Annotated in this window: 18 protein-coding genes; 11 read left to right on the top strand and 7 right to left on the bottom strand. The window is 37.6% G+C overall.

Annotated features, from left to right (window positions below; all coding sequences use genetic code 11):
• Positions 1 to 20 precede the first annotated feature (20 nt).
• On the top strand, positions 21 to 1,940 hold the full coding sequence (htpG, locus tag OD757_RS14390) for a molecular chaperone HtpG (RefSeq protein ID WP_263032286.1): 1,920 nt from the start codon (positions 21 to 23) through the stop codon (positions 1,938 to 1,940).
• An 82-nt stretch (positions 1,941 to 2,022) separates the two neighbouring features.
• Here the strand turns inward: htpG and OD757_RS14385 are convergent, their stop codons facing one another.
• The 3 genes from OD757_RS14385 to OD757_RS14375 all read right to left on the bottom strand — a co-directional run bounded on the left by OD757_RS14385 (position 2,023) and on the right by OD757_RS14375 (position 5,245).
• The gene (locus OD757_RS14385; protein WP_263032285.1) at positions 2,023 to 2,919 is read right to left on the bottom strand and encodes a selenocysteine synthase; all 897 of its coding nucleotides are present in this window, start codon (positions 2,917 to 2,919) and stop codon (positions 2,023 to 2,025) included.
• A 122-nt stretch (positions 2,920 to 3,041) separates the two neighbouring features.
• Positions 3,042 to 4,184: a hypothetical protein gene (locus tag OD757_RS14380; protein ID WP_263032284.1), complete on the bottom strand. Its 1,143-nt coding sequence runs from the start codon at positions 4,182 to 4,184 to the stop codon at positions 3,042 to 3,044.
• A 359-nt stretch (positions 4,185 to 4,543) separates the two neighbouring features.
• Positions 4,544 to 5,245, bottom strand: coding sequence for a DsbA family oxidoreductase (locus OD757_RS14375; protein ID WP_263032283.1), 702 nt, complete (start codon positions 5,243 to 5,245; stop codon positions 4,544 to 4,546).
• A gap of 177 nt (positions 5,246 to 5,422) precedes the next feature.
• Here OD757_RS14375 and OD757_RS14370 point away from each other — a divergent pair, with 177 nt between their 5' ends.
• Positions 5,423 to 6,181 carry a hypothetical protein gene (locus OD757_RS14370; RefSeq protein WP_263032282.1) on the top strand — a complete coding sequence of 253 codons (759 nt, stop codon included), beginning with the start codon at positions 5,423 to 5,425 and terminating at the stop codon, positions 6,179 to 6,181.
• A 22-nt stretch (positions 6,182 to 6,203) separates the two neighbouring features.
• On the opposite strand, the gene OD757_RS14365 is transcribed toward OD757_RS14370, so the two are convergent.
• Complete coding sequence (locus OD757_RS14365; RefSeq protein ID WP_009393197.1) at positions 6,204 to 6,569, bottom strand: MerR family transcriptional regulator; 366 nt, start codon at positions 6,567 to 6,569, stop codon at positions 6,204 to 6,206.
• 71 nt (positions 6,570 to 6,640) lie between these two features.
• On the opposite strand from OD757_RS14365, the gene OD757_RS14360 reads away from it, so the two are divergent.
• Entirely contained in the window at positions 6,641 to 7,288 is a 648-nt protein-coding gene (locus tag OD757_RS14360; RefSeq protein ID WP_263032281.1) for an RBBP9/YdeN family alpha/beta hydrolase, read from the top strand.
• A gap of 243 nt (positions 7,289 to 7,531) precedes the next feature.
• Positions 7,532 to 8,023 carry a hypothetical protein gene (locus OD757_RS14355; RefSeq protein ID WP_263032280.1) on the top strand — a complete coding sequence of 164 codons (492 nt, stop codon included), beginning with the start codon at positions 7,532 to 7,534 and terminating at the stop codon, positions 8,021 to 8,023.
• A gap of 47 nt (positions 8,024 to 8,070) precedes the next feature.
• On the opposite strand, the gene fadA is transcribed toward OD757_RS14355, so the two are convergent.
• Both fadA and fadB read right to left on the bottom strand, forming a co-directional pair.
• Positions 8,071 to 9,243 carry an acetyl-CoA C-acyltransferase FadA gene (gene fadA, locus OD757_RS14350; RefSeq protein WP_263032279.1) on the bottom strand — a complete coding sequence of 391 codons (1,173 nt, stop codon included), beginning with the start codon at positions 9,241 to 9,243 and terminating at the stop codon, positions 8,071 to 8,073.
• 12 nt (positions 9,244 to 9,255) lie between these two features.
• The gene (gene fadB / locus OD757_RS14345; protein ID WP_013199092.1) at positions 9,256 to 11,409 is read right to left on the bottom strand and encodes a fatty acid oxidation complex subunit alpha FadB; all 2,154 of its coding nucleotides are present in this window, start codon (positions 11,407 to 11,409) and stop codon (positions 9,256 to 9,258) included.
• A 389-nt stretch (positions 11,410 to 11,798) separates the two neighbouring features.
• Here fadB and OD757_RS14340 point away from each other — a divergent pair, with 389 nt between their 5' ends.
• Both OD757_RS14340 and lpxO read left to right on the top strand, forming a co-directional pair.
• Positions 11,799 to 12,809, top strand: a complete 1,011-nt coding sequence (locus tag OD757_RS14340) for a hypothetical protein (RefSeq protein ID WP_263032299.1) — start codon at positions 11,799 to 11,801, stop codon at positions 12,807 to 12,809.
• A gap of 174 nt (positions 12,810 to 12,983) precedes the next feature.
• Complete coding sequence (lpxO, locus tag OD757_RS14335) at positions 12,984 to 13,898, top strand: lipid A hydroxylase LpxO (protein ID WP_056483156.1); 915 nt, start codon at positions 12,984 to 12,986, stop codon at positions 13,896 to 13,898.
• Between the two features lie 45 nt (positions 13,899 to 13,943).
• On the opposite strand, the gene OD757_RS14330 is transcribed toward lpxO, so the two are convergent.
• On the bottom strand, positions 13,944 to 14,216 hold the full coding sequence (locus tag OD757_RS14330; protein ID WP_263032278.1) for a hypothetical protein: 273 nt from the start codon (positions 14,214 to 14,216) through the stop codon (positions 13,944 to 13,946).
• Between the two features lie 350 nt (positions 14,217 to 14,566).
• On the opposite strand from OD757_RS14330, the gene OD757_RS14325 reads away from it, so the two are divergent.
• From OD757_RS14325 to pgsA, 5 genes are all read left to right on the top strand, one after another.
• Positions 14,567 to 15,424 carry a hypothetical protein gene (locus tag OD757_RS14325; protein ID WP_263032277.1) on the top strand — a complete coding sequence of 286 codons (858 nt, stop codon included), beginning with the start codon at positions 14,567 to 14,569 and terminating at the stop codon, positions 15,422 to 15,424.
• A gap of 189 nt (positions 15,425 to 15,613) precedes the next feature.
• Positions 15,614 to 16,144, top strand: a complete 531-nt coding sequence (locus OD757_RS14320; protein WP_263032298.1) for a CHAP domain-containing protein — start codon at positions 15,614 to 15,616, stop codon at positions 16,142 to 16,144.
• 133 nt (positions 16,145 to 16,277) lie between these two features.
• The gene (uvrC, locus tag OD757_RS14315; protein ID WP_263032297.1) at positions 16,278 to 18,077 is read left to right on the top strand and encodes an excinuclease ABC subunit UvrC; all 1,800 of its coding nucleotides are present in this window, start codon (positions 16,278 to 16,280) and stop codon (positions 18,075 to 18,077) included.
• A gap of 120 nt (positions 18,078 to 18,197) precedes the next feature.
• The gene (locus OD757_RS14310) at positions 18,198 to 18,992 is read left to right on the top strand and encodes a thioesterase family protein (protein WP_263032276.1); all 795 of its coding nucleotides are present in this window, start codon (positions 18,198 to 18,200) and stop codon (positions 18,990 to 18,992) included.
• Between the two features lie 118 nt (positions 18,993 to 19,110).
• Positions 19,111 to 19,698, top strand: a complete 588-nt coding sequence (pgsA, locus tag OD757_RS14305; protein ID WP_009393091.1) for a CDP-diacylglycerol--glycerol-3-phosphate 3-phosphatidyltransferase — start codon at positions 19,111 to 19,113, stop codon at positions 19,696 to 19,698.
• The last annotated feature ends 57 nt before the right edge of the window (positions 19,699 to 19,755 follow it).

Here is a 19,755-nt window from a genome sequence, read left to right as displayed (position 1 = left end):
CAAAATTTAAGGAGTGATTTATGAGTGAACAAGCATCACAAAATTATAGTTTCCAAGCGGAAGTTGCCCAGCTTTTACATTTAGTGACGCATTCTCTCTATTCTAACCCTGAGATTTTCTTACGTGAGCTTATCTCTAATGCTTCAGATGCATGTGATAAGTTACGTTTTGAAGGAATTAATCATCCTGAATATTATGAAAATGATCCAGATTTACATGTACGAATCAGCTTAAATAAAGAAGATAAAACCTTAACCATCTCTGATAACGGTATTGGTTTAAGCCAACAAGAAGCGATTGATAACTTAGGTACAATTGCGAAATCAGGCACTAAAGATTTCATGTCAAAATTGACTGGCGATCAAAAAGCAGATGCTCAGTTGATTGGTCAATTTGGTGTGGGTTTCTACTCTGGCTTTATTGTTGCCGATAAAATTACGGTTGAATCCCGTCGTGCCGGTCTAGAGGCATCTGAAGGGGTGCGTTGGATTAGTGGTGGTACAGGCGAGTTTGAAGTTCAGCAAATTGATAAGGCGTCACGTGGTACTGACATTATTCTTCACTTGCGTGATGACGCGCTTGATTACTTAGAATCTTATAAAGTTAAGCAAATTGTTAATAAATACTCTGATCACATTAGCTTGCCAATTGAAATGCAAAAAGAAGTTTGGCAAGAAGAAGAGGTTGCCGAAGGTGAAGAACCTAAAGGCGGCCAAATGGTCAAAACTGACGAGTGGGAAGCGATCAACTCGGCAAGTGCTTTATGGACGCGTAACAAAAGCGAAGTGACTGAAGAGCAATATGTTGAGTTCTATAAAAACTTAACACATGACTTTGAAGCACCATTAGCTTGGGCGCATAACCGTGTTGAAGGTAGTACTGAATATACCCAACTACTTTATATTCCAAGTAAAGCGCCACATGACATTTTTACACGTGAAGCAAAAGCCGGTATTAAGCTCTATGTAAAACGTGTGTTCATCATGGATGATGCAGATAATTTAATTCCAAATTATTTACGCTTTGTTCAAGGTGTAGTGGATAGTGCTGACTTACCACTGAATGTCAGCCGTGAGTTGTTGCAAGAAAGCCGTGATGTCAAAACAATTCGTGAAGGTAATGCACGCCGTGTATTAACCGTACTTGATGGTTTGGCTAAATCAGAAGATGAAAAAGACCAAGAAAAATTCAAGACATTCTATAGTGAGTTTGGCTCAGTACTTAAAGAAGGCTTGGGTGAGGACTTTGGTAATCGCGAACGTATTTTAAAATTATTACGTTATGCGACTTCAACTAACGATGAAGTGTCGACTTCTTTTGCTGACTATAAAGCGCGCATGAAAGAGGGCCAAAAAGCTATCTATTATGTGACTGCTGACAGCTTGGCGGCAGCGAAAAACTCGCCACAGTTAGAGTTGTTTAAGAAAAAAGGCATTGAAGTATTATTAATGGCAGAGCGTGTTGACGAATGGGCAATGAATTTTGTCCAAGAATTTGACGGTACGCCATTAAAGAATGTCTCTAAAGGTGCGGTTGATCTAGGTGACTTACAAGATGCTGAAGAGAAAAAGGCACTTGAGCAAGCAGCTGAACAGTTCAAACCTGTGGTTGATAAGCTAAGTGACTCATTGAAAGCTAAAACTAAAGAAGTACGTGTAACCACGCGTTTAGTTGATTCTCCTGCATGTTTAGTGACAAGTGAAGGTGAATTATCACCTCAACTTATTCGTATGCTTAAACAAGCAGGACAAGCGGTGCCAGAAATCAAACCGATTTTAGAAATTAACCCTGAACATCCTTTAGTGAAAAAACTTGAAGGTTCAGAGCAGTTTGATGACTTGGCTAACGTAATTTTCGATCAGGCTGTGATTGCTGAAGGTGGTTTACCAGAAGACCCAGCAGCTTATGTAAAACGTATTAATAGCTTATTGCTGAAATAATTTAGCTTTAAAAAAGCCTCTGAGCCTTCAGGGGCTTTTTTGTGGATAAAGAAAGAGTTATCCACAATTTAGTGATTTCTGTTTAAAAATTAGCTTCGAGATTCATTTGAACGCTGAGTTGATGTTTCGAATCATCATCAATATGGTTAAAAAAGTTAAGGTCATTTTGCATAAAAAGCCAATTTCGCCACACAGGCTGGCGCCATGAAATATAAGGTCCCCAGCTATTTAGTCGAATATCATTTTTTGTATATACGCCACCGCTATAGACACCGTAAGTAAGATGATTATCTTTTAAAAATTGATATTGCTGGAAAGTCCAATTCCCCCAGCTATAATCTTCATTTTCACTCTTATTCACATTAAATTTATTAGCGAAAAGAGTGTTATCTTGCATTTTCTGCGTTAAGTTTAGCGTCGTTTCAGTGTAGTTCCGGCTGGTTGAACCATAACGAAATACCTGCTCTGTATCTATGCTAATGTTATGTCTTAAGTTCCATTTTTTCTTTGCCAAAAATTGTACATAGACATCGTTTTCTGAGTTTGAACCTAAATCAAGATTATTTTCAAAAGGTATCCAAGTTGAAATGGTAGCCCAGCTTGCACTCAGTGGATTAGTTGTCGAAACCTGAGCTGAAGAGTTCTTCTTTTTTCTTTTGCCAAAAGCTTTATAAGAATGTTCAGCCTGGGTTGCACGTTTCCATAACGTATCATTTCCGAACACAGCCATAAGTTCTTGAATTAAAGCTGCATTGGGTAAAGCATCATTTGTCTCTATTTCACAAGGAGAGAGTGAAAGTGATTGTCTTTTTCCTTTAGCGAAACTTGTAGAATAATAGGGGTAACGCCGTGACCGTTGGTGCTTTAAAGAGTTATAAAAAAATTGAGTATGCGGAATAAAAGCCAATACGCCCAAACTATAAATGCAAACTAAAACAGTCGATTTGTATTGAAATGAAAAAGGAGAGAATTGATTCATCGTTCAAAGTAATAAAGAATCAAAAATTAGAATAATATTTTAAGAAGCTAAGCTTAAATTTTTATTTAAAAGTATTTTATTATTCATCACCTTGGATGGGTTCCAAGGTGATGTTTAGCAGCTTAAAAAAGAGCTTCTAAGCGCAAGAATGTGCTGACGAAATGGTTGCGATCTTCACGGTGGTCATTAAAATAATTTACATCTCCTTGAACAAAGAACCATTCACGTAAAACGGGTTGGCGCCATGAAACGAATGGTCCCCAACTATTTAAACGTAAGTCATTGTCGTTGTAATAACCACTTGTATAAATACCATAGTTAAAACGGTTGTTTGCAAAGAAACTGTGCTCGCGGAAAGTCCGGTTTTCCCAAGCTAGATCATCATCTTGATCATCGGCATAGGTCAGGCTGAACTGATTCGATAAAATCGGTTGATTTGGTCTAGCATGTGTTAGTTCTAAATTGGTACGCAAGTAGTTTTCGCTATCTATACCATAACGATAAATCTGCTCAGCATAAAACTTAAAATCATTACGGAGTTGCCAATCTCTCGATGCTTTTAAACGAACATAAATATCGTCCCCAGAACGAATACCTAAGTCAGCATCTGTCTCAAAAGGCAATTTTTTCGAGAAATTTGACCAGCGTAAAGCAATGGAGCTGTTGTCATCTCGAGTTTGTTTACCATCTAACTTCTTATTTGAATTTTGATTTGGGTTCTGATTGATATTGGCTGGGCTATTATTAAATTCGTTATCTAGAGAGTCATCACCAAAAACCACGCTTAGACGTTTTTCTAGAGTGGGTAGCTTAATCTTACCCCGAATTCTGGGCTTAATTTCAAAGTTATCGTATTCATTCCAATAGTTATCGACCATTACGCGGATGGTTGCTGTAGCAGGTTTTTGTGGATCGACTTCACCAAACCAGTTATCAATTTTTTCAGAAGTACGATCGGCCCAATTCCGAATTTTCTTTTGTTTACGGTCAACCCAAGTTTGTTCTTCGGTTTGTTCGGTAGGAGGAACAATAGGTTGATTAGATTGCTCTGGAAAAATAGTAGGGGTCGCATCTACCCAACGTGGAATCTGATCAAGAAGATTTTCATCTGTGGGGGCTTCAGTTTGGACTCCAGAAGACAAACCTTTCACTTGCTGGTTTTGAGAGGATGAGGTGGTTTCTGCATGAGCGATGCATACTGAACCGAATCCAATAGTTAAAAGTGCAAAAAGCTGCCGATAAGGCATTACGTGAAATGTTTTCATATCTATCTTTATGTTTTGTTGTTGTTTCCACTTTTGTTGATTTTTCTAATAAAATCAAGAGGGCGACACAAAAGTTAAGTAAATTTAACTTTTCTTACATATTTGAAATAAATTAAAAAGTTTAAGCTAGTAGCGTTTATTTTTAACAAAAAAAATCCCCCAGTTACGGGGGATGATAGATCAAGGAAACTTCAAATTCCGATCATTAAACACATAAAAAACAGAACATTACAGCGCGAATATTCTAAGCGGCAATAATAAACTGATTTTAAACAATTGGATAGTTCTTTTTTTAGAACGCTCTATTGCTAAAATGGTGATAAAACATACGATTTAATCACACTTTTAATTGTGTTGATTTATTTCTGTGGAATATCACATGATTCATCATTACAAACAGCTGCATCCTCTTGCTCAACTGCTTCAGCATTTGCTTTAAGTTGTGCTTGCTCTAAAACTTTTAAAAAGACTTCACGTGGTTGGGCACCAGCGAGTGCAATTCTTTGATCAAATACAAAGAATGGCACACCCGTAACATTTAACTGCTCTTTAGCAATCTTTTCGTCATGACGAACAAAGTCAGATAGCTCATTGGTATCTAATACAAATTCAACTTCTGCATTATCAAGACCAATACGAGACGCAATTTCTTCTACAACTTCACGTTCACCAATTGCCAGACCTTCGGTCATATAAGCATGGAAAAAAGCTTCTTTTGCTTGATTGCCTAAGCCTTTGCTTTGCGCAAGGTGGATAATACGGTGTGCATTGAAACTATTGCCAGAATTCGCCTTTTGCCATTGGAAATCAATACCTTCAGAGGCAGCCATGGCAGCAATATTGCGTTCCATTTCTTCCATCTCTTCATAGGTACGGCCATATTTTTTAGCCAAACGTTCTGTATTTGATGTGTCATGTTTTGCTGGCGCATCAGGATCTAATTCAAAACTATGCCAGTGAATTTCAAGCTCAATACCTGCTTCAGCAGCTACATGTTCAAGGCGTTTTTTGCCGATATAACAGAAAGGGCAAACTACATCAGACCAGACATCAACACGCATGGGAGAATCTCATAAATTTTAATTACCCATCATAATAGGGATGATGGATCAGGATTTAAAGCTTTGAGTAGCGAATACAGTGTTGCGTATTGTGAAATAAATGACATATAAAGAAGAATAAGCTCTATTTTATAACTATAAAGAGCAAAACTATAAGAATGGAAATAGGAGGTGTGTATGCGCCGAGTTTTGATTGCGATTGCAAGTCTGATTGTTATCACAAGCATTATTTTTTTCAGCTATCAACATATTAAACAGCAACAGGCTAAAGACAGTAGTCAAATGTTTGATGTGGTCATGACTGAAAAAATGAACCAACTTTATGAACAAGCACAAGACTGGTCTAAACCCGTCCAGCTTGATATTCATGATAAGCGTTTGGCAGGACACTATAAGCAAATTTCAGAATTTCTTTTAAGTTATTGGATTCAAAATATAAATGCCCGTAATGAATATTTAAGAGAGTTAAAGGCGGCAAAATGGGATACTTTTTTAAATGTTGACCGTTTAGATCTTGATAAAAAACAAAAGTATGTAGAAACAGAAAAGATGTTAGCCGATGTTCGTACGGCTTCAGATAAATATCAAACTGAATATGAAAAAATTCATAAAACTTTCTTAGCAAAGGTTCAAGAATTATCTGTTGATGCAGAAATGAGGCAATTGCTTGAAATGAAATTGGGAACTCAACAAAAAGCTGATCAAGATCATGCAATTTTTATGATTGAGCTACAAATTTTAGATAAAGCAGAAGAAATGTTTAAACTTCTAAAAAATTATGAATGGCAGAAGAAAGATCAGATGATTTTTTTTCATGAAAATGCTCAGGTCAAAAAATTTAATGGGCTGTATCAAGAGGTTTTAAAGCTAAATGCAAAAATTGAAAAAATTAAGAAAAAGAATGTAGCTTCATTAGAAGGAGAGTTAAAAGAATGAATTTTACGTGAGCATCAAAAAATTATGGTTTGGTGCTCTCAGCTTTTCCTTTGGTTAAAAAAGATTGTAATAAATTTTGAGAAGATTGTAGTTTGATTAACTGCTGAGAAACCTGCATGAGCTCGGTTTGTAACTTTTCTTGAACCACTGGACACAGCGTAAATACGCGCTCATCTAAATCAAAACAAGGTAACAAAACCTGAATATCTTTTAGGTTCATTCCTGCATCATTTAATATTTTAATTTTCTTAATATTTTCAATGTCTTTTTGCGTATAACTGCGATAGTTATTGCTTGCCCGATGAGGTTGTATAAGGCCTAAACTTTCGTAATAACGTAGCATACGAGGGCTTACTTTTGTGAGTTCGGCAACTTTAGCTAAGTTCATAAAATGGGGTTGACCTTAACAGTGGTGTCATAGTTTAGCATGTTTTTATCTTTCAAAATGGTACTTGTTTCATGTTCAGAAAACTCATTTTATTGGTGTTATTCGGATTAATGACATTTGTTACAAATGCCAAAACACTACAACTTCAGGAGAACAACATGCATCAAATATTTGTGCTTCACGGTTATTCTGCTTCTATAAATGATCACTGGTTTCAAGATTTAAAGCATCAAATAGAAGATGAACACACTTCTGTTACCCTAATTCCATTTCCAGATTCTGAGAATCCGGATGTAGATGCATGGCAGAAGGTTTTAGATCTACAGATCCCAAATGTGGATGAAAATACCTATTTTGTTGCACACAGTTTAGGGGTGATTACGTTACTGCACTTTTTGCAAAGACACGATTATCAAAATATTGGAGGAATGATTTTAGTATCTGGATTTTCTGATTTCATTTCAGATTCTTCTGTTCTTAATAGTTATATAACAAAGAGTAAAGTCGATACGAATTACTTTAAGGGTATAAAGAAAAAGCTGGTGTATTTGTCTGATAATGATGATTTGGTTCCGCCTAAACTGACGATTCAATTGGCGAAAGAAATTGATGCGCCGTACATTACAGTACCTAATGGTGGGCACTTTTTAGGACGAGAAGGTTATACGGCATTTCCTCAATTGGTCGATTCTTTAAAAGAAATGCTAGAGAGCGAATAAAGTTTATAAGATGAATAGCACTCTATAATCTGAACACTTTTGTTCAAGTTATAGAGTGCCTTATAGGATGCAGTTTTAATAACTAGAAGAGCCGTACTATTACATTAAAAAATTTAATTATATTTACCGTTTATCTGAGCATTACTGAATCAAATTTGACTTTGTTGTAGCCTATTTATAGATACTTTTAATTTAATCATCATCTTTTAATTGAAATAGGATGACTGATTTTTGGAGCAAGTTATGAACTTTCTAAAACAATCAGCTTTGATTGCTGCATTTGCTTTTATGGGTTTACCGACTGTTCAAGCAGAGGAAGTAGCGACTTTACCAACAATTCGTGTTATGGCTGAATCTGAGCTACGTGAAGAGGTGGGATTTGTGCCTTTTCAAGAAGATAAAAAAGTGCGTCAGGCTCTGCAACATCGTGAGTATAAAATTCATAACGATATTCAGAATGCTTTAGTCCCTGAAGGCATGACTACGGTAGATTATCAGCCTGTTATGGCACAACCTGATTTGTCCCAGCTTTCTCCATTCTTACAACAATACATTTTAGCGGTAGCAGGTGGAATACAGTCTTCTGATCCAACCAACGGTATTTTTGAAATGTTAAGACCATTGAACATTAACCGAAGTAATGTTGATGCTTATCGTGAGGGTACGATGAAAGTGAATATTACTGACCTTATAAATTTACAGCAGCAAATTCAAGATGGCTTAAAAGGCCGATAAAATAAAAATCCCCGCATTGAGCGGGGATTTTTTTATCTTGGTGTTAATTAAACACGTTCGATCACTGTTGCAATACCTTGACCAAGGCCGATACACATAGTCGCAAGACCGATTTGAGTATTTTGTTGTTCCATGACGTTTAACAACGTAGTGGTGATACGTGCACCAGAACAGCCAAGTGGGTGGCCCAAAGCAATCGCACCACCATTTAAGTTAATGATGTCTTGCTTGTCATAAATACCTAAGCCTTTCATTACTGATAAGCCTTGAGCAGCGAATGCTTCGTTTAATTCGATAGTTTGAATATCAGCCATCGTTAAACCAGCACGTTTAAGTGCTTTTTGAGTTGCCGGAACTGGACCATAACCCATGATTGCAGCATCACAACCTGCAACTGCCATAGAGCGAATTACAGCGCGTGGTTTTAAACCTAACGCTTGTGCACGCTCAGCAGACATAAGCAACATTGCAGAAGCACCGTCAGACAACGCTGAAGATGTAGCAGCAGTTACCGTACCGCCTTTTGGATCGAATACAGGACGTAGTGCTTTGAACGACTCAAGGTTTGCATCTGGACGAATTACTTCGTCGATGTCACAAAGGATTTTAAAGCCATTTGCATCATGGCCTTCAACACCAACGATTTCGTTTTTGAAACGACCTTCTTGAGTTGCAGCCCAAGCACGGCGATGAGATTCAACACCAAATGCGTCTTGCTCTTCACGGCTAATGCCATTCATACGACCTAACATTTCAGCAGTTAAGCCCATCATGTTAGATGCTTTTGCATAGTGCTTAGATGCTTCTGGGTTTAAGTCGATGCCATGCATCATACCTACGTGGCCCATGTGCTCTACACCACCAATAATGAAGATATCACCTTGGTTGGTTGCAATCTGTGCAGCAGCAGTATGAAGCGCTTGCATAGAAGAACCACAAAGACGGTTTACCGTTTGACCTGCTACAGTTTTTGGTAAGTCAGCCAATAAGCCAATGTTACGGCCAATGTTCATACCTTGCTCTAGAGTCTGGTTTACACAGCCCCAGATCAAATCTTCAACTTCATTGGTGTCAAATTGGTTACGAGCAACGAGTGCACGAACCAACTCAGCAGATAAGCTGTCAGCACGTACATTGCGGAACATACCGTTTTTGGTTTTACCCATTGCAGAACGTACGCCATCAACGATGACAACGTCACGTGGATTTAAAGTAGCCATTCACGTTGCTCCTTAACCGTAGAATTTTTTGTTGTTAGCAGCCATGTCACGCAACATTTGTGGCGCTTCATAAGCCTTACCTAAGTGTGCATATTTGTCGCAAAGTGCAACATATTCAGCAACACCTGTCTGGTCGATATAACGACATGGACCACCACGGAATGGAGGGAAACCTACACCCATAATCATTGCCATGTCTGCTTCAGCAGCAGTTGCAACGATGTTGTCTTCTAAGCAACGAACTGTTTCGTTACAGAAAGCAAGCATCATGCGGTCAATGATTTCTTGGTTATCAAACTCGCGTTTTTCACCAGTAACGAAAGGAGCAATGATTTCATACGCTGTTGGATCAACAGTTTTTGCTTTTTTGCCTTTCTTATCGAGTTCGTATTTGTAGAAACCAACGTCATTCTTTTGACCAAGACGTTTAGCTTCGTACATTGCTTGGATTGAACCTTTGTAGTCTGGCTTCATGCGGTCTGGGAAACCTTCAGCCATGACTTCTGCACCATGCACACCCGTGTCGATACCAACAACGTCGATAAGGTAAGCAGGACCCATTGGCCAGCCAAATTTAGACATTACATTGTCAACTTGCTGGAAGTCTGCACCGTCTTTTACAAGAAGGTCAAACGCACCAAAGTAAGGGAACAATACACGGTTAACCAAGAACCCTGGGCAGTCGTTTACAACGATTGGTGTTTTACCCATTTTTTGAGCAAGCACAACAGTAGTTGCAATCGCTTCTTCAGAAGTCTTTTCACCACGAATGACTTCTACAAGCGGCATCATGTGAACTGGGTTGAAGAAGTGCATACCTACAAAGTTTTCAGGACGCTGTAATGCTTTCGCTAAACGTGTAATTGAAATTGTAGACGTGTTAGATGCAATAATCGTGTTTTCACGAACATGCTTTTCAGTATCTGCAAGAACGATTTCTTTAACTTTTGGATTTTCTGTAACCGCTTCGATCACGATGTCGACTTCTTTAAACTCATCGTAGCTTAAAGTAGGACGGATACGTGCAAGGGTTTCACCCATTTGCGCAGGTTTCATTTTCTTACGTTCAACTTGTTTAGTTAACAAGCTGTTCGCTTCTGACATACCTAGTGCAAGTTGTGGGTTACCAATATCTTTCATGATGATTGGAGTGCCTTTGCTTGCTGCTTGGTAAGCAATACCACCACCCATGATACCAGCGCCAAGTACTGCTGCTTGGTTTACAGGATGAGCACCTTTTTCATGTTTTTTAGCAGTTTTCTTAACAACTTGGTCATTGAGGAATAAACCAATCAATGCACCAGCTTGTGGAGTAATCGCAGCTTTAGCAAAACCTTCAGCTTCTGCTTTTAATGCTTCGTCACGCGCAAGGCTTGCACCTGCTTGTAATGAATCAAGTAATAATTTTGGAGCAGGGTATTGAGCCGGATTTGCTTTAGCAAGTACAGCACCTTTTGCTGTGTTGAACGCCATCATTTGTTCAAGTGGGTTCAATTTTACAGCATCAAGTTTTTCTTGACGTTTTGCTTTCCAGTTCAAACGACCAGAAATTGCTTGCTTAACTAAGTCAGTTGCAGCTTCAAGTAATTTATCAGCAGCTACAACCGCATCTACAGCACCATCTTTTAGTGCAGCAGCTGGTTTTTTCGGAGCAGCCATCGCCATCCATTCAACCGCGTTGTCGATACCGATAAGACGGCTTAAACGTACGCTACCGCCAAAACCTGGGTAAATACCAAGTTTAATTTCTGGTAAGCCCACTTGTGCAGCTTCTGACATCACACGATAGTCACACACTAAACACATTTCAAAACCGCCGCCTAACGCCATACCGTTAATAGCAACAACTTTTGGAATTTCTAAATCTTCAAAGCTATTGAAGATTTCGTGAACAGGCATAAGCCAGTCAACAATCGCTTTTTCACCTTGAGCGAAGTTTTCACCAAATTCGGTAATGTCTGCCCCAACAATAAATGTCGATTTGCCAGAGGTAACCACTAAGCCTTTAATATCATTATTTGCTTTTACCGCAGCAATAGCAGCTTGGAAATCTTCAATTGTTGCACGGTTAAATTTATTGACCGACTCACCTTGTAAGTCAAAGCGGAATTCTGCAATTCCGTCCGAAAGCATTTGGACGGTAATGGCATTGCCAGCGTGGATCATGCCTGATCTCCTTGGTTTTGGAGGACTTCTAAATTGATGTTATGAAGCGTGTGCACAGCTTAGGTACACATTTATGCTTCGCTAATCTTACGATAACTATATCTAAAAAAAACCTGACAAGTTGTATCAAGCCGTGACGCAAGGGTCATCAATTATTTTTAAATAATTTTTTTAATCTATATTTATGAAAAAAATATTTTTAATTGTAAAAGCTTCTTGTTAAGAAGGGGCAAGATAAAGCTGGGGAATGTATTAGACAATTAATAAATTATTTTTGGTCTAGTAATAAAAATTGATATTTTGTGTGAATTATTAGACAGACAGTATTGTCTATTTTTTTATCTTTAGATAAACTTTGTGTTATAAAAATGTTCAATAAAGTATCTATTATGTTAAAAAATAAATTTATGATTTTGGCCATCCTTCCTTTTATGTTGAGTGCATGTGGAGGTGGTGGTGGTTCTAGTGATAATAATTCTGCGAATAACAACCAAAGTGGTACATCACAAGATTCTATTGCGGATGGTACGCGTTATTATTTTATGGATTATAATACTAATGAAAAAACAGATGAGCTAAATAATGCTTATTTTGAAATTTTTAATAAAAAATCAATAGATGGCTCCTCTAATCAAGCTTTAAATGAGTATTTGTTAACAGAGAAAAAACTCTATTTCCCTACTGATAAAGCACTCAATGTCATGAATTTTAATTCAATGACAGATTGGAGATTAGACATCATTGGAGATGTTAAAGAGGATTGGAAATTTCAAAGAGTTGATTTATCTGATAAGAATATGTTTGATACTGTCTTGCCAGGATATCGAGCATTAGGCTTTTCAGTAAGTGATGAAAGTACGACTAATGGGCGTCTATTTCTTACTACCTATGGACAGAATAAATTCCCTCAAGGAAGTAGCTGTTATCGTTTAGTTTCAAAAAAATCTAATCAAGAAACATTTGCATTTAATATTGATCAAAACTATGAAATTAATCAAAGTTTTGATCAGTTTGATGCTGAAAATGGTCCCTATCTTAATTATTTGAATCAAACAAATCCATTTGGTTTTACTTATAAAGCAGTTAAGGGATCATGGCAAAATGTTCTATGGACAACGATTTATGATACTACTTTAGGTTTTGCTATTGGTGATGGTGTTGCGGTGCAATATCAAGGTAAGCTCTATAAAGCAAATTATACGAGTAACATTGCTTGGACTGCTGATCAAGAGATTAAGCATTGGGAAATATATTTAAAAAATACAGATGATCCTGAAGAGCTCCGTTTTGCCCAATTAACAATTGCTCAATTGAAATCTGGTTGTTATGCCTACAATGAAACCGCTGCAAAAGCACTCGTTTCTCTGTCTGGATTAGATTGGAAACCATACCAAGACTAACTTTGAATGTTGAGTTTGAGAAATCTCAAAAATGGTTATTTTTGAGATTTCAATTTAGTCAAAAAATAATACTTGCTGATCTAGGTCTGAATTTTCTTCGAGACTTTGTTATTATTCCCTCAATTTCAAATTCCTTCGAAGTATCTTTAAAGATGCTTAAATGCGAGTAACTATATGATTAAGTGGATCATATTAGCGATTTTTGTGATATCAGCATTGTATATCCAGCATCGCGGCAAAGTGCGGCACTCGTTTTATCGTCAATTTTTTGACCATTCAACCTTGCTCGCACCGATTAACTTTTTAATGTACATCTTTTCAAAGGTGCCAAATCAACCTTATATCGACACACAGCATTTTAAAGATTTAAAAGTGTTGGATGAAAATTGGGAAATGATTCGTGATGAAGCGAAGGCATTATATGACCAAGGTGGGATTAAAGCTTCAAGTACATATAATGACTTAGGTTTTAACTCATTCTTTAAAACAGGTTGGAAGCGTTTTTATTTAAAATGGTACGAGTCAAGCCATCCATCGGCTGCTGAGCTTTGTCCGAAAACTACTGCACTTCTTAAAACATTACCGACAATTAAAGCAGCAATGTTTACTGAACTTGCACCTGACAGCCGTTTGGTAAGACACCGTGACCCGTATGCAGGATCACTCCGTTATCACTTGGGTTTAATTACACCAAATGATGACCGTTGTTTTATTGATGTCGATGGTGAAAGATATTCTTGGCGTGATGGTCAAAGTGTCGTGTTTGATGAAACGTATATTCACTATGCTGAAAATAAGACTGATCAAAACCGTATCATTTTCTTTGCAGACGTTGAACGTCCAATGAAAGTGAAATGGATGGAACGTTTTAATCATTGGTTTGGTCGTAGTGTCATGACTGCGGCGAGTTCACCGAATGAAACAGGTGACCAAACAGGTGGCTTAAATAAAGCTTTTGGTTATGTTTACCAAATTCGCATTAAAGCTAAAGCATTAAAAGCTAAAAACCGTAAGTTGTATTACTTTTTAAAATGGTTATTAATGCTTGGGATTTTCTTCCTGATTTTTGTTCGACCATATGTATTTTAATTAAAGCGCCCGAAAGGGCGTTTTTATTTTAAATAATGATATTCATCATGCATCATTTATTGCGTATTGAATGATCTTAAATACAAGGTCTTGATTATTTAATGAGTTATCAAAGTCTTCTATTAACTCTTTGATAATAAATACTTCAAGAAAATAGCTATAGCACTTATCCTTGATAATAACCTCCATCTTTTCATCATTTGATAGAGCAACTGCTTTGGATGTAATAGCCCAAGGTTGCTCAGCATAGATGGTTTGCTCATCAGAAATATATTCAATATTTGATATCATTTCTTGTAGGGATAGGGGATTTTTCAATGGGATCTAACCTGTTATTCGAATTACCACAAAACTTTTATAAAGGTTCATGATGTTACTAATTAAATTTTAATATTGAAGACTTTTAGATTAATTTAGCATGGAAAATTTTAGTTCTCTTTTCTAAAAGTAAAAATAAAAAAGACTATAAAATAATTTAGAAAAAAAGATGATAGCAGTGAGATATCTTCTCTAATTAAATAATTTTGTTTGGTTTGATATTAAGTTTTATAGAATAATTCTTAATAAAACTATAGTACCTCTCATCTGAATTATTTAATTTTTACATTGCCAAAAAGAGCAAATTATTGATAATACAGATTACATTATATTAATAATTTAGGAACATAATGAAAAAGTTAATACTTTCATGTTTATGTGCATTTGGACTTTCAGCATGTAATGAATCTGATAATCAGGAACAGAATACGTCAGTAACACCAGCGCAGACTTTGGTTGGTTTTTCTGCGAGTCAGATCGCTGGGAATCCAATGCTTGAGAAGAAAAATTATAAGATTCAGGATAATAAAATTTATATAAGCTATCCTGATAATCATCCATTAGGGTATGAACTTAGTCAACATTACTTCACTGATCAGGGCGTAACTTTAGAACCGATTAAAACAACTGATGGGACATGGTATTTATTGGGTTCCCAAGTCCAATTTTCTGACACAGCTTTAAATTATCAACCAGCCAACTTAGTGAAAGGCGATAATTTATTTCTATATCAAGATTTAGTTAAAATTGATATTTCAGGTCAACCAGTGACTAAATATTTAGGCCAGTGGCTTTATGAATCACTACCTCTTAGTCAACAGGGCTTTTTTGAAGCTTATTACAAGGCATTATTAGAAGAAGATTCAGTGAAGTTTCCGAAAGGTTCCACCTGTTGGATGATTAATAAAACTTACAGCAATAAAGATTATATAGGGTTCTCTAGTGACGGTACTGCGCCTTTATATGTTGATTCAAATGCTACTGCGCCTGCAATGGGAACATGGCAAGGTATTAACTGGTCGCGCGATGAGTTATTATTAGCAATGAAATTTACAATAAACGATACCGAATATTCTGGGCAGTACCATCATAAGTCTGGTGTTGACGAATATGTTCCACCTTATGCAGGTAAATATTGTGACTTTGTCACTGAAAATGCTGCGGATGCTATGCTTAAGGCTTGGAAAGGTGAATCTTTAACCCAGTAATAATATATAAATAAGTATTTTTATTACGCCCGAAAGGGCGTTTTTTTTATGCTATACAGTACTTAATAGATTTTGTGACTCACTTCACAGTGCTGGCAATTTGTTACAACTATTAAAAACCAATAAGCAATTTTGATTCTACAATGGCGCGGTTTTTTCGAAGACTGGTTAGCGGAAGTAGGTTTTAAAATGGCTCATGCTCATCACGCAGTTCATGCACATGTTCATCATATCGAAGAGAGAAAAGAAGAAAGCTCTCAAGATGATTTAAAAATGAAAGTGATGTTAAGACAAGCAGCTTCGACGCCTGAAAAACATAAAAAATCCGATGCGAAAAAACATCAATCTGAAGATCAAAATATTAATTTGCATAAGTTCTCAAGTAAACTTGAAAGTATATCTGCCAACCATAGTAAAGAGAAATGCGCCAAAAATATTCGCATTGCTTTACAAGCAGCAGGCGCCGATGTGTCTAAGCATCCGGTAGCAGCTTCAGACTGGGGGCATACACTCGAGAAGAACGGTTATAAGAAAATTAAACCTGCTTTTAATCGTCCTCAAGAAGGCGATATTTATATTATTGAGCGGACAAATGGTCACACATATGGTCATATTGCGGGATATACAGGGAATGGATGGTTCTCAGATTTTCGCCAAAAAACCTATGCGGTGTATAAAGACAAAGACGTGAAATATAGCTATTATCGTCTCGATTCTTAAGCGAGTACGACATAGTTTGTCGGAGCCTGTCAAAATCTCTGTCCAAATTTAGGTTCTGGCACAGTAACGCACTTGAAAAGTAGGGTTGAAAACATCACATTAGGTATTCAGTATTAAGCCATGTATGCCAATAGTGAATCAAAACGCTCGTCCCCATATTGAAAAAATTTTAGCCAACATGACCCAACTTCCAGGCGTTTATAAAATGCTAGGTAAAGAGGGTGAATTATTATATGTGGGCAAAGCAAAAAACCTAAAAAATCGGGTAACGAGTTATTTTGCTAAAACGATTGAACATCCTAAAACTCAAGCCTTAGTTGCACGAATTTATAATATTGAAACGTTAGTCACTCGTTCAGAAACTGAAGCACTACTCCTTGAGCAAAACTTAATTAAACAACATCGCCCGCCTTATAACATCATGCTGCGGGACGATAAGTCCTATGTCTATATTTTTATTTCAGCAGATAAACCTTATCCTCGGCTTGCTAGTGGTCGTGGTAAAGGAAAGCATCAAATTGGGAAGTTCTTTGGTCCTTACCCAAGCGCCTATAGCGCTCGGGATACTTTACTGGTTCTGCAAAAACTTTTTAATGTACGGCAGTGTGAAAATAGCTACTTCGCACAGCGCAAGCGTCCGTGTTTGCAATATCAAATTAAGCGGTGTTCAGCTCCTTGTGTCGGCCTGATTTCACCCGAAGATTATAAAGAAGATGTGAATAACAGTATTCGCTTTTTACAAGGTGACACCAAAGAACTCAATCAAGAGTTAATTGCCAAAATGGAGCAAGCGGCAGCTGAACTCGAATTTGAAAAAGCTGTTTTTTACCGTGACCGATTATCTTTACTTCGTGAAGTTCAAGCGCAACAAGCTGTTTTTAAAGTCAAAGGTGAAGCTGATATTCTGGCAATTGCATATCAAGCAGGCGTGACATGCGTGCAGATTATGTATGTTCGCAATGGACGAATGTTAGGTGGCAAAAGTTATTTCCCGGACATGCTCGGTGATGATCTTGGTCAAATGCTCAGTGATTTTATGGCTAACTTTTACTTTCAGGTTGCCGATGAAGTACCAAATGAACTCATCGTGAATATTGCATTGCCTGACCGTAAAGAATTAGAAGAAGCATTGGTACAGCAGTTTGGCAAAAAAGTTCAAATTAAGAGTAGTGTGCGAGAAACTCGTGCCGAGTGGCTAGAGCTCGCCGAAATGAATGTTCAACATGCGATTAAAGGGCAGTTGAGTAACCATTTAGAACTCAATGAGCGTTTCCATCAGTTAGAACAAGTGATTGGAAGGCCCGTCGATCGTATCGAATGTTTTGATATTAGTCACACCATGGGTGAAGCTCCAATTGCGTCATGTGTGGTGTTTGACCAAGGTGGTGCTCGTAAGCGTGACTACCGCCAATTTGCCATTCAAGATATTACTGGTGGCGATGATTACGCTGCTATGCGCCAAGCCTTAACACGACGATATAAAAAAGCCATATTGCCTGATTTATTGTTGATTGATGGTGGTAAAGGTCAGCTTCATATGGCGATGGATGTCATGCAAGAGCTTGGGCTTGACGCTTTTATGGTGGGTGTATCTAAAGGTGAAGGGCGTAAACCGGGTCTTGAAACACTCCATTTTACAGATGGCACAAAAATTCAATTACCAGAAGACAATAAAGCATTGCACTTAATTCAACAGGTGCGTGATGAAGCCCATCGCTTCGCTATTACTAAACACCGAGCTAAACGTGATAAACGCCGTAGTACCTCTGTTTTAGAAGCAATTCCGGGGTTGGGACCAAAACGCCGTCGAGATTTATTAACCCATTTTGGTGGGATTCAAGGTGTTTTAAAAGCATCTGAAAAAGAGCTTACACTTGTGCCTGGTTTTGGTGAGATGATGGCCAGAACAATTTATAAAATTCTGCATGAGTAAGCATCAGTTTAAAGGTCGACTGACAAAATAACTCGCTAATTACTCAATGATTGACCATTCACATTCCAATCAAAATGATGAAAGATCATTCCTAATCACACTTTCATTTTAGGGAAAGGAATGTCATTGCTGCAATTATTTGAAGAAATAAAACAAAAGGAATGGATTGAAATACCTGAAGGGTGGTTACAAGGTTGGACTGTTTTTGGAGGTCTTGTTGCAGGACTGCTGATGCAAAAAGCATGCTGCAATATTCAAGACTCCAATAAGAGATTATTAAGTTGTAGTATTACTTTTGTGGGTCCTGTACAGCAGGGGCCCGCTCAATTGACTATTGAAATTTTAAGAGAAGGAAAGTCGGTCACTACGCTTGAAACCCGTTTATGGCAAGATGGCGCGGTACAAACCATTTTGGTCGCAAGCTTTGGTGTACCTCGCACTTCGAATATAGAAGTACGCCAAGAACCTATAGTTCCTGCATATGCGCAACCAGAAGATTTACAACCGATTCCTTTTGCTAGACAAATGCCAGAATGCTATCAACATTTTGATGTATGCTGGGCAGAAGGTCATCATCCTGTTACAGGAAGTCAATATCCTGACTTTGGAGGATGGGCAAGGTTCTCTCCAGAGAAGCATGAAAATCGTCAAATGACATTGCCAGATTTAATTGTTTTGATGGATATTTGGCCGCCTGGTGTATTGCCGATGTTTAAACAAGTTGCTCCTGCAAGTTCTTTAACGTGGCACATTACCTATGTCCACCCTTTTCGACATCAGTTGTGTGACTGGTTTAAATATAAAGTGGTGACTGAATATGCCGGTGAAGGTTATTCCACAGAATATGCCCATCTTTGGGACCAAAATGATCATTTAATTGCAATTTTACGGCAAACTGTTACGGTATTTACCTAAGCAGTCTACTTCCTCGATTCATATATTTCGTATAAAGTGGCTGTTACAGATAGATACAATATTGAAGAATGTATTTTTGTCTGTTACAAGATGCATGAAGACTAAATTGGCGGTGTTTATGACCACAGGGCGAATCCTGAATATCCCAAATATCCTAACATTGGCGCGTATCGCGCTTATTCCTGTATTTTTGGTGATTGTGTATTGGCCGCCTGCAATGGGTATTGGTGAGCAAGCAGGAAATATGAGTCGTCATATTATCTTGACTGCTATTTTTGTGTTGGCTGCTATTACCGATTGGTTTGATGGCTATTTGGCACGAACTTTAAACCAGACTTCAGCATTTGGCCGTTTTTTAGATCCAGTTGCAGATAAGCTCATGGTGGCGGCAGCACTTATTGTCTTAGTGCAATGGAATCCAACCATATCAATGGCTTTTGCGGCTATTGTTATCATTTCACGAGAAATTACAGTTTCTGCTTTACGTGAGTGGATGGCAGAACTTGGCGCAAGAACCAGTGTGGCTGTATCGACAGTAGGCAAATATAAAACAGCTTTTCAAATGATTGCCATTAGTGTGTTTTTACTCAACTGGCAACCTTTAGAAATGTTGGCTTACGCGTTGTTATATACAGCGGTCATTCTAACTTTATGGTCAATGTTTATTTACCTTAAAGCGGCTTGGCCATATTTAAAGCAACCTTAAGCGCATATTGAATGATTAAGCCTTTCTATCATGAAAGGCTTTTTTATTTTCAAAAGT

Source organism: Acinetobacter sp. AYS6, assembly GCF_025630795.1.
Lineage (GTDB): Bacteria > Pseudomonadota > Gammaproteobacteria > Pseudomonadales > Moraxellaceae > Acinetobacter.
This window is presented reverse-complemented; position numbering and strand designations above follow the sequence as displayed.

What these genes read in the sequence shown, in the direction of transcription:
- OD757_RS14380 (WP_263032284.1), bottom strand. Translation starts at nt 4,184, where the DNA reads ATGAAAACATTTCACGTAATGCCTTATCGGCAGCTTTTTGCACTTTTA.
- pgsA (WP_009393091.1), top strand. Translation starts at nt 19,111, where the DNA reads ATGACCACAGGGCGAATCCTGAATATCCCAAATATCCTAACATTGGCG.
- OD757_RS14385 (WP_263032285.1), bottom strand. Translation starts at nt 2,919, where the DNA reads ATGAATCAATTCTCTCCTTTTTCATTTCAATACAAATCGACTGTTTTA.
- fadA (WP_263032279.1), bottom strand. Translation starts at nt 9,243, where the DNA reads ATGGCTACTTTAAATCCACGTGACGTTGTCATCGTTGATGGCGTACGT.
- htpG (WP_263032286.1), top strand. Translation starts at nt 21, where the DNA reads ATGAGTGAACAAGCATCACAAAATTATAGTTTCCAAGCGGAAGTTGCC.
- OD757_RS14325 (WP_263032277.1), top strand. Translation starts at nt 14,567, where the DNA reads ATGAAAAAGTTAATACTTTCATGTTTATGTGCATTTGGACTTTCAGCA.
- OD757_RS14360 (WP_263032281.1), top strand. Translation starts at nt 6,641, where the DNA reads ATGTTCAGAAAACTCATTTTATTGGTGTTATTCGGATTAATGACATTT.
- fadB (WP_013199092.1), bottom strand. Translation starts at nt 11,409, where the DNA reads ATGATCCACGCTGGCAATGCCATTACCGTCCAAATGCTTTCGGACGGA.
- OD757_RS14370 (WP_263032282.1), top strand. Translation starts at nt 5,423, where the DNA reads ATGCGCCGAGTTTTGATTGCGATTGCAAGTCTGATTGTTATCACAAGC.
- lpxO (WP_056483156.1), top strand. Translation starts at nt 12,984, where the DNA reads ATGATTAAGTGGATCATATTAGCGATTTTTGTGATATCAGCATTGTAT.
- OD757_RS14365 (WP_009393197.1), bottom strand. Translation starts at nt 6,569, where the DNA reads ATGAACTTAGCTAAAGTTGCCGAACTCACAAAAGTAAGCCCTCGTATG.
- OD757_RS14340 (WP_263032299.1), top strand. Translation starts at nt 11,799, where the DNA reads ATGTTAAAAAATAAATTTATGATTTTGGCCATCCTTCCTTTTATGTTG.
- OD757_RS14355 (WP_263032280.1), top strand. Translation starts at nt 7,532, where the DNA reads ATGAACTTTCTAAAACAATCAGCTTTGATTGCTGCATTTGCTTTTATG.
- OD757_RS14320 (WP_263032298.1), top strand. Translation starts at nt 15,614, where the DNA reads ATGGCTCATGCTCATCACGCAGTTCATGCACATGTTCATCATATCGAA.
- OD757_RS14310 (WP_263032276.1), top strand. Translation starts at nt 18,198, where the DNA reads ATGTCATTGCTGCAATTATTTGAAGAAATAAAACAAAAGGAATGGATT.
- OD757_RS14375 (WP_263032283.1), bottom strand. Translation starts at nt 5,245, where the DNA reads ATGCGTGTTGATGTCTGGTCTGATGTAGTTTGCCCTTTCTGTTATATC.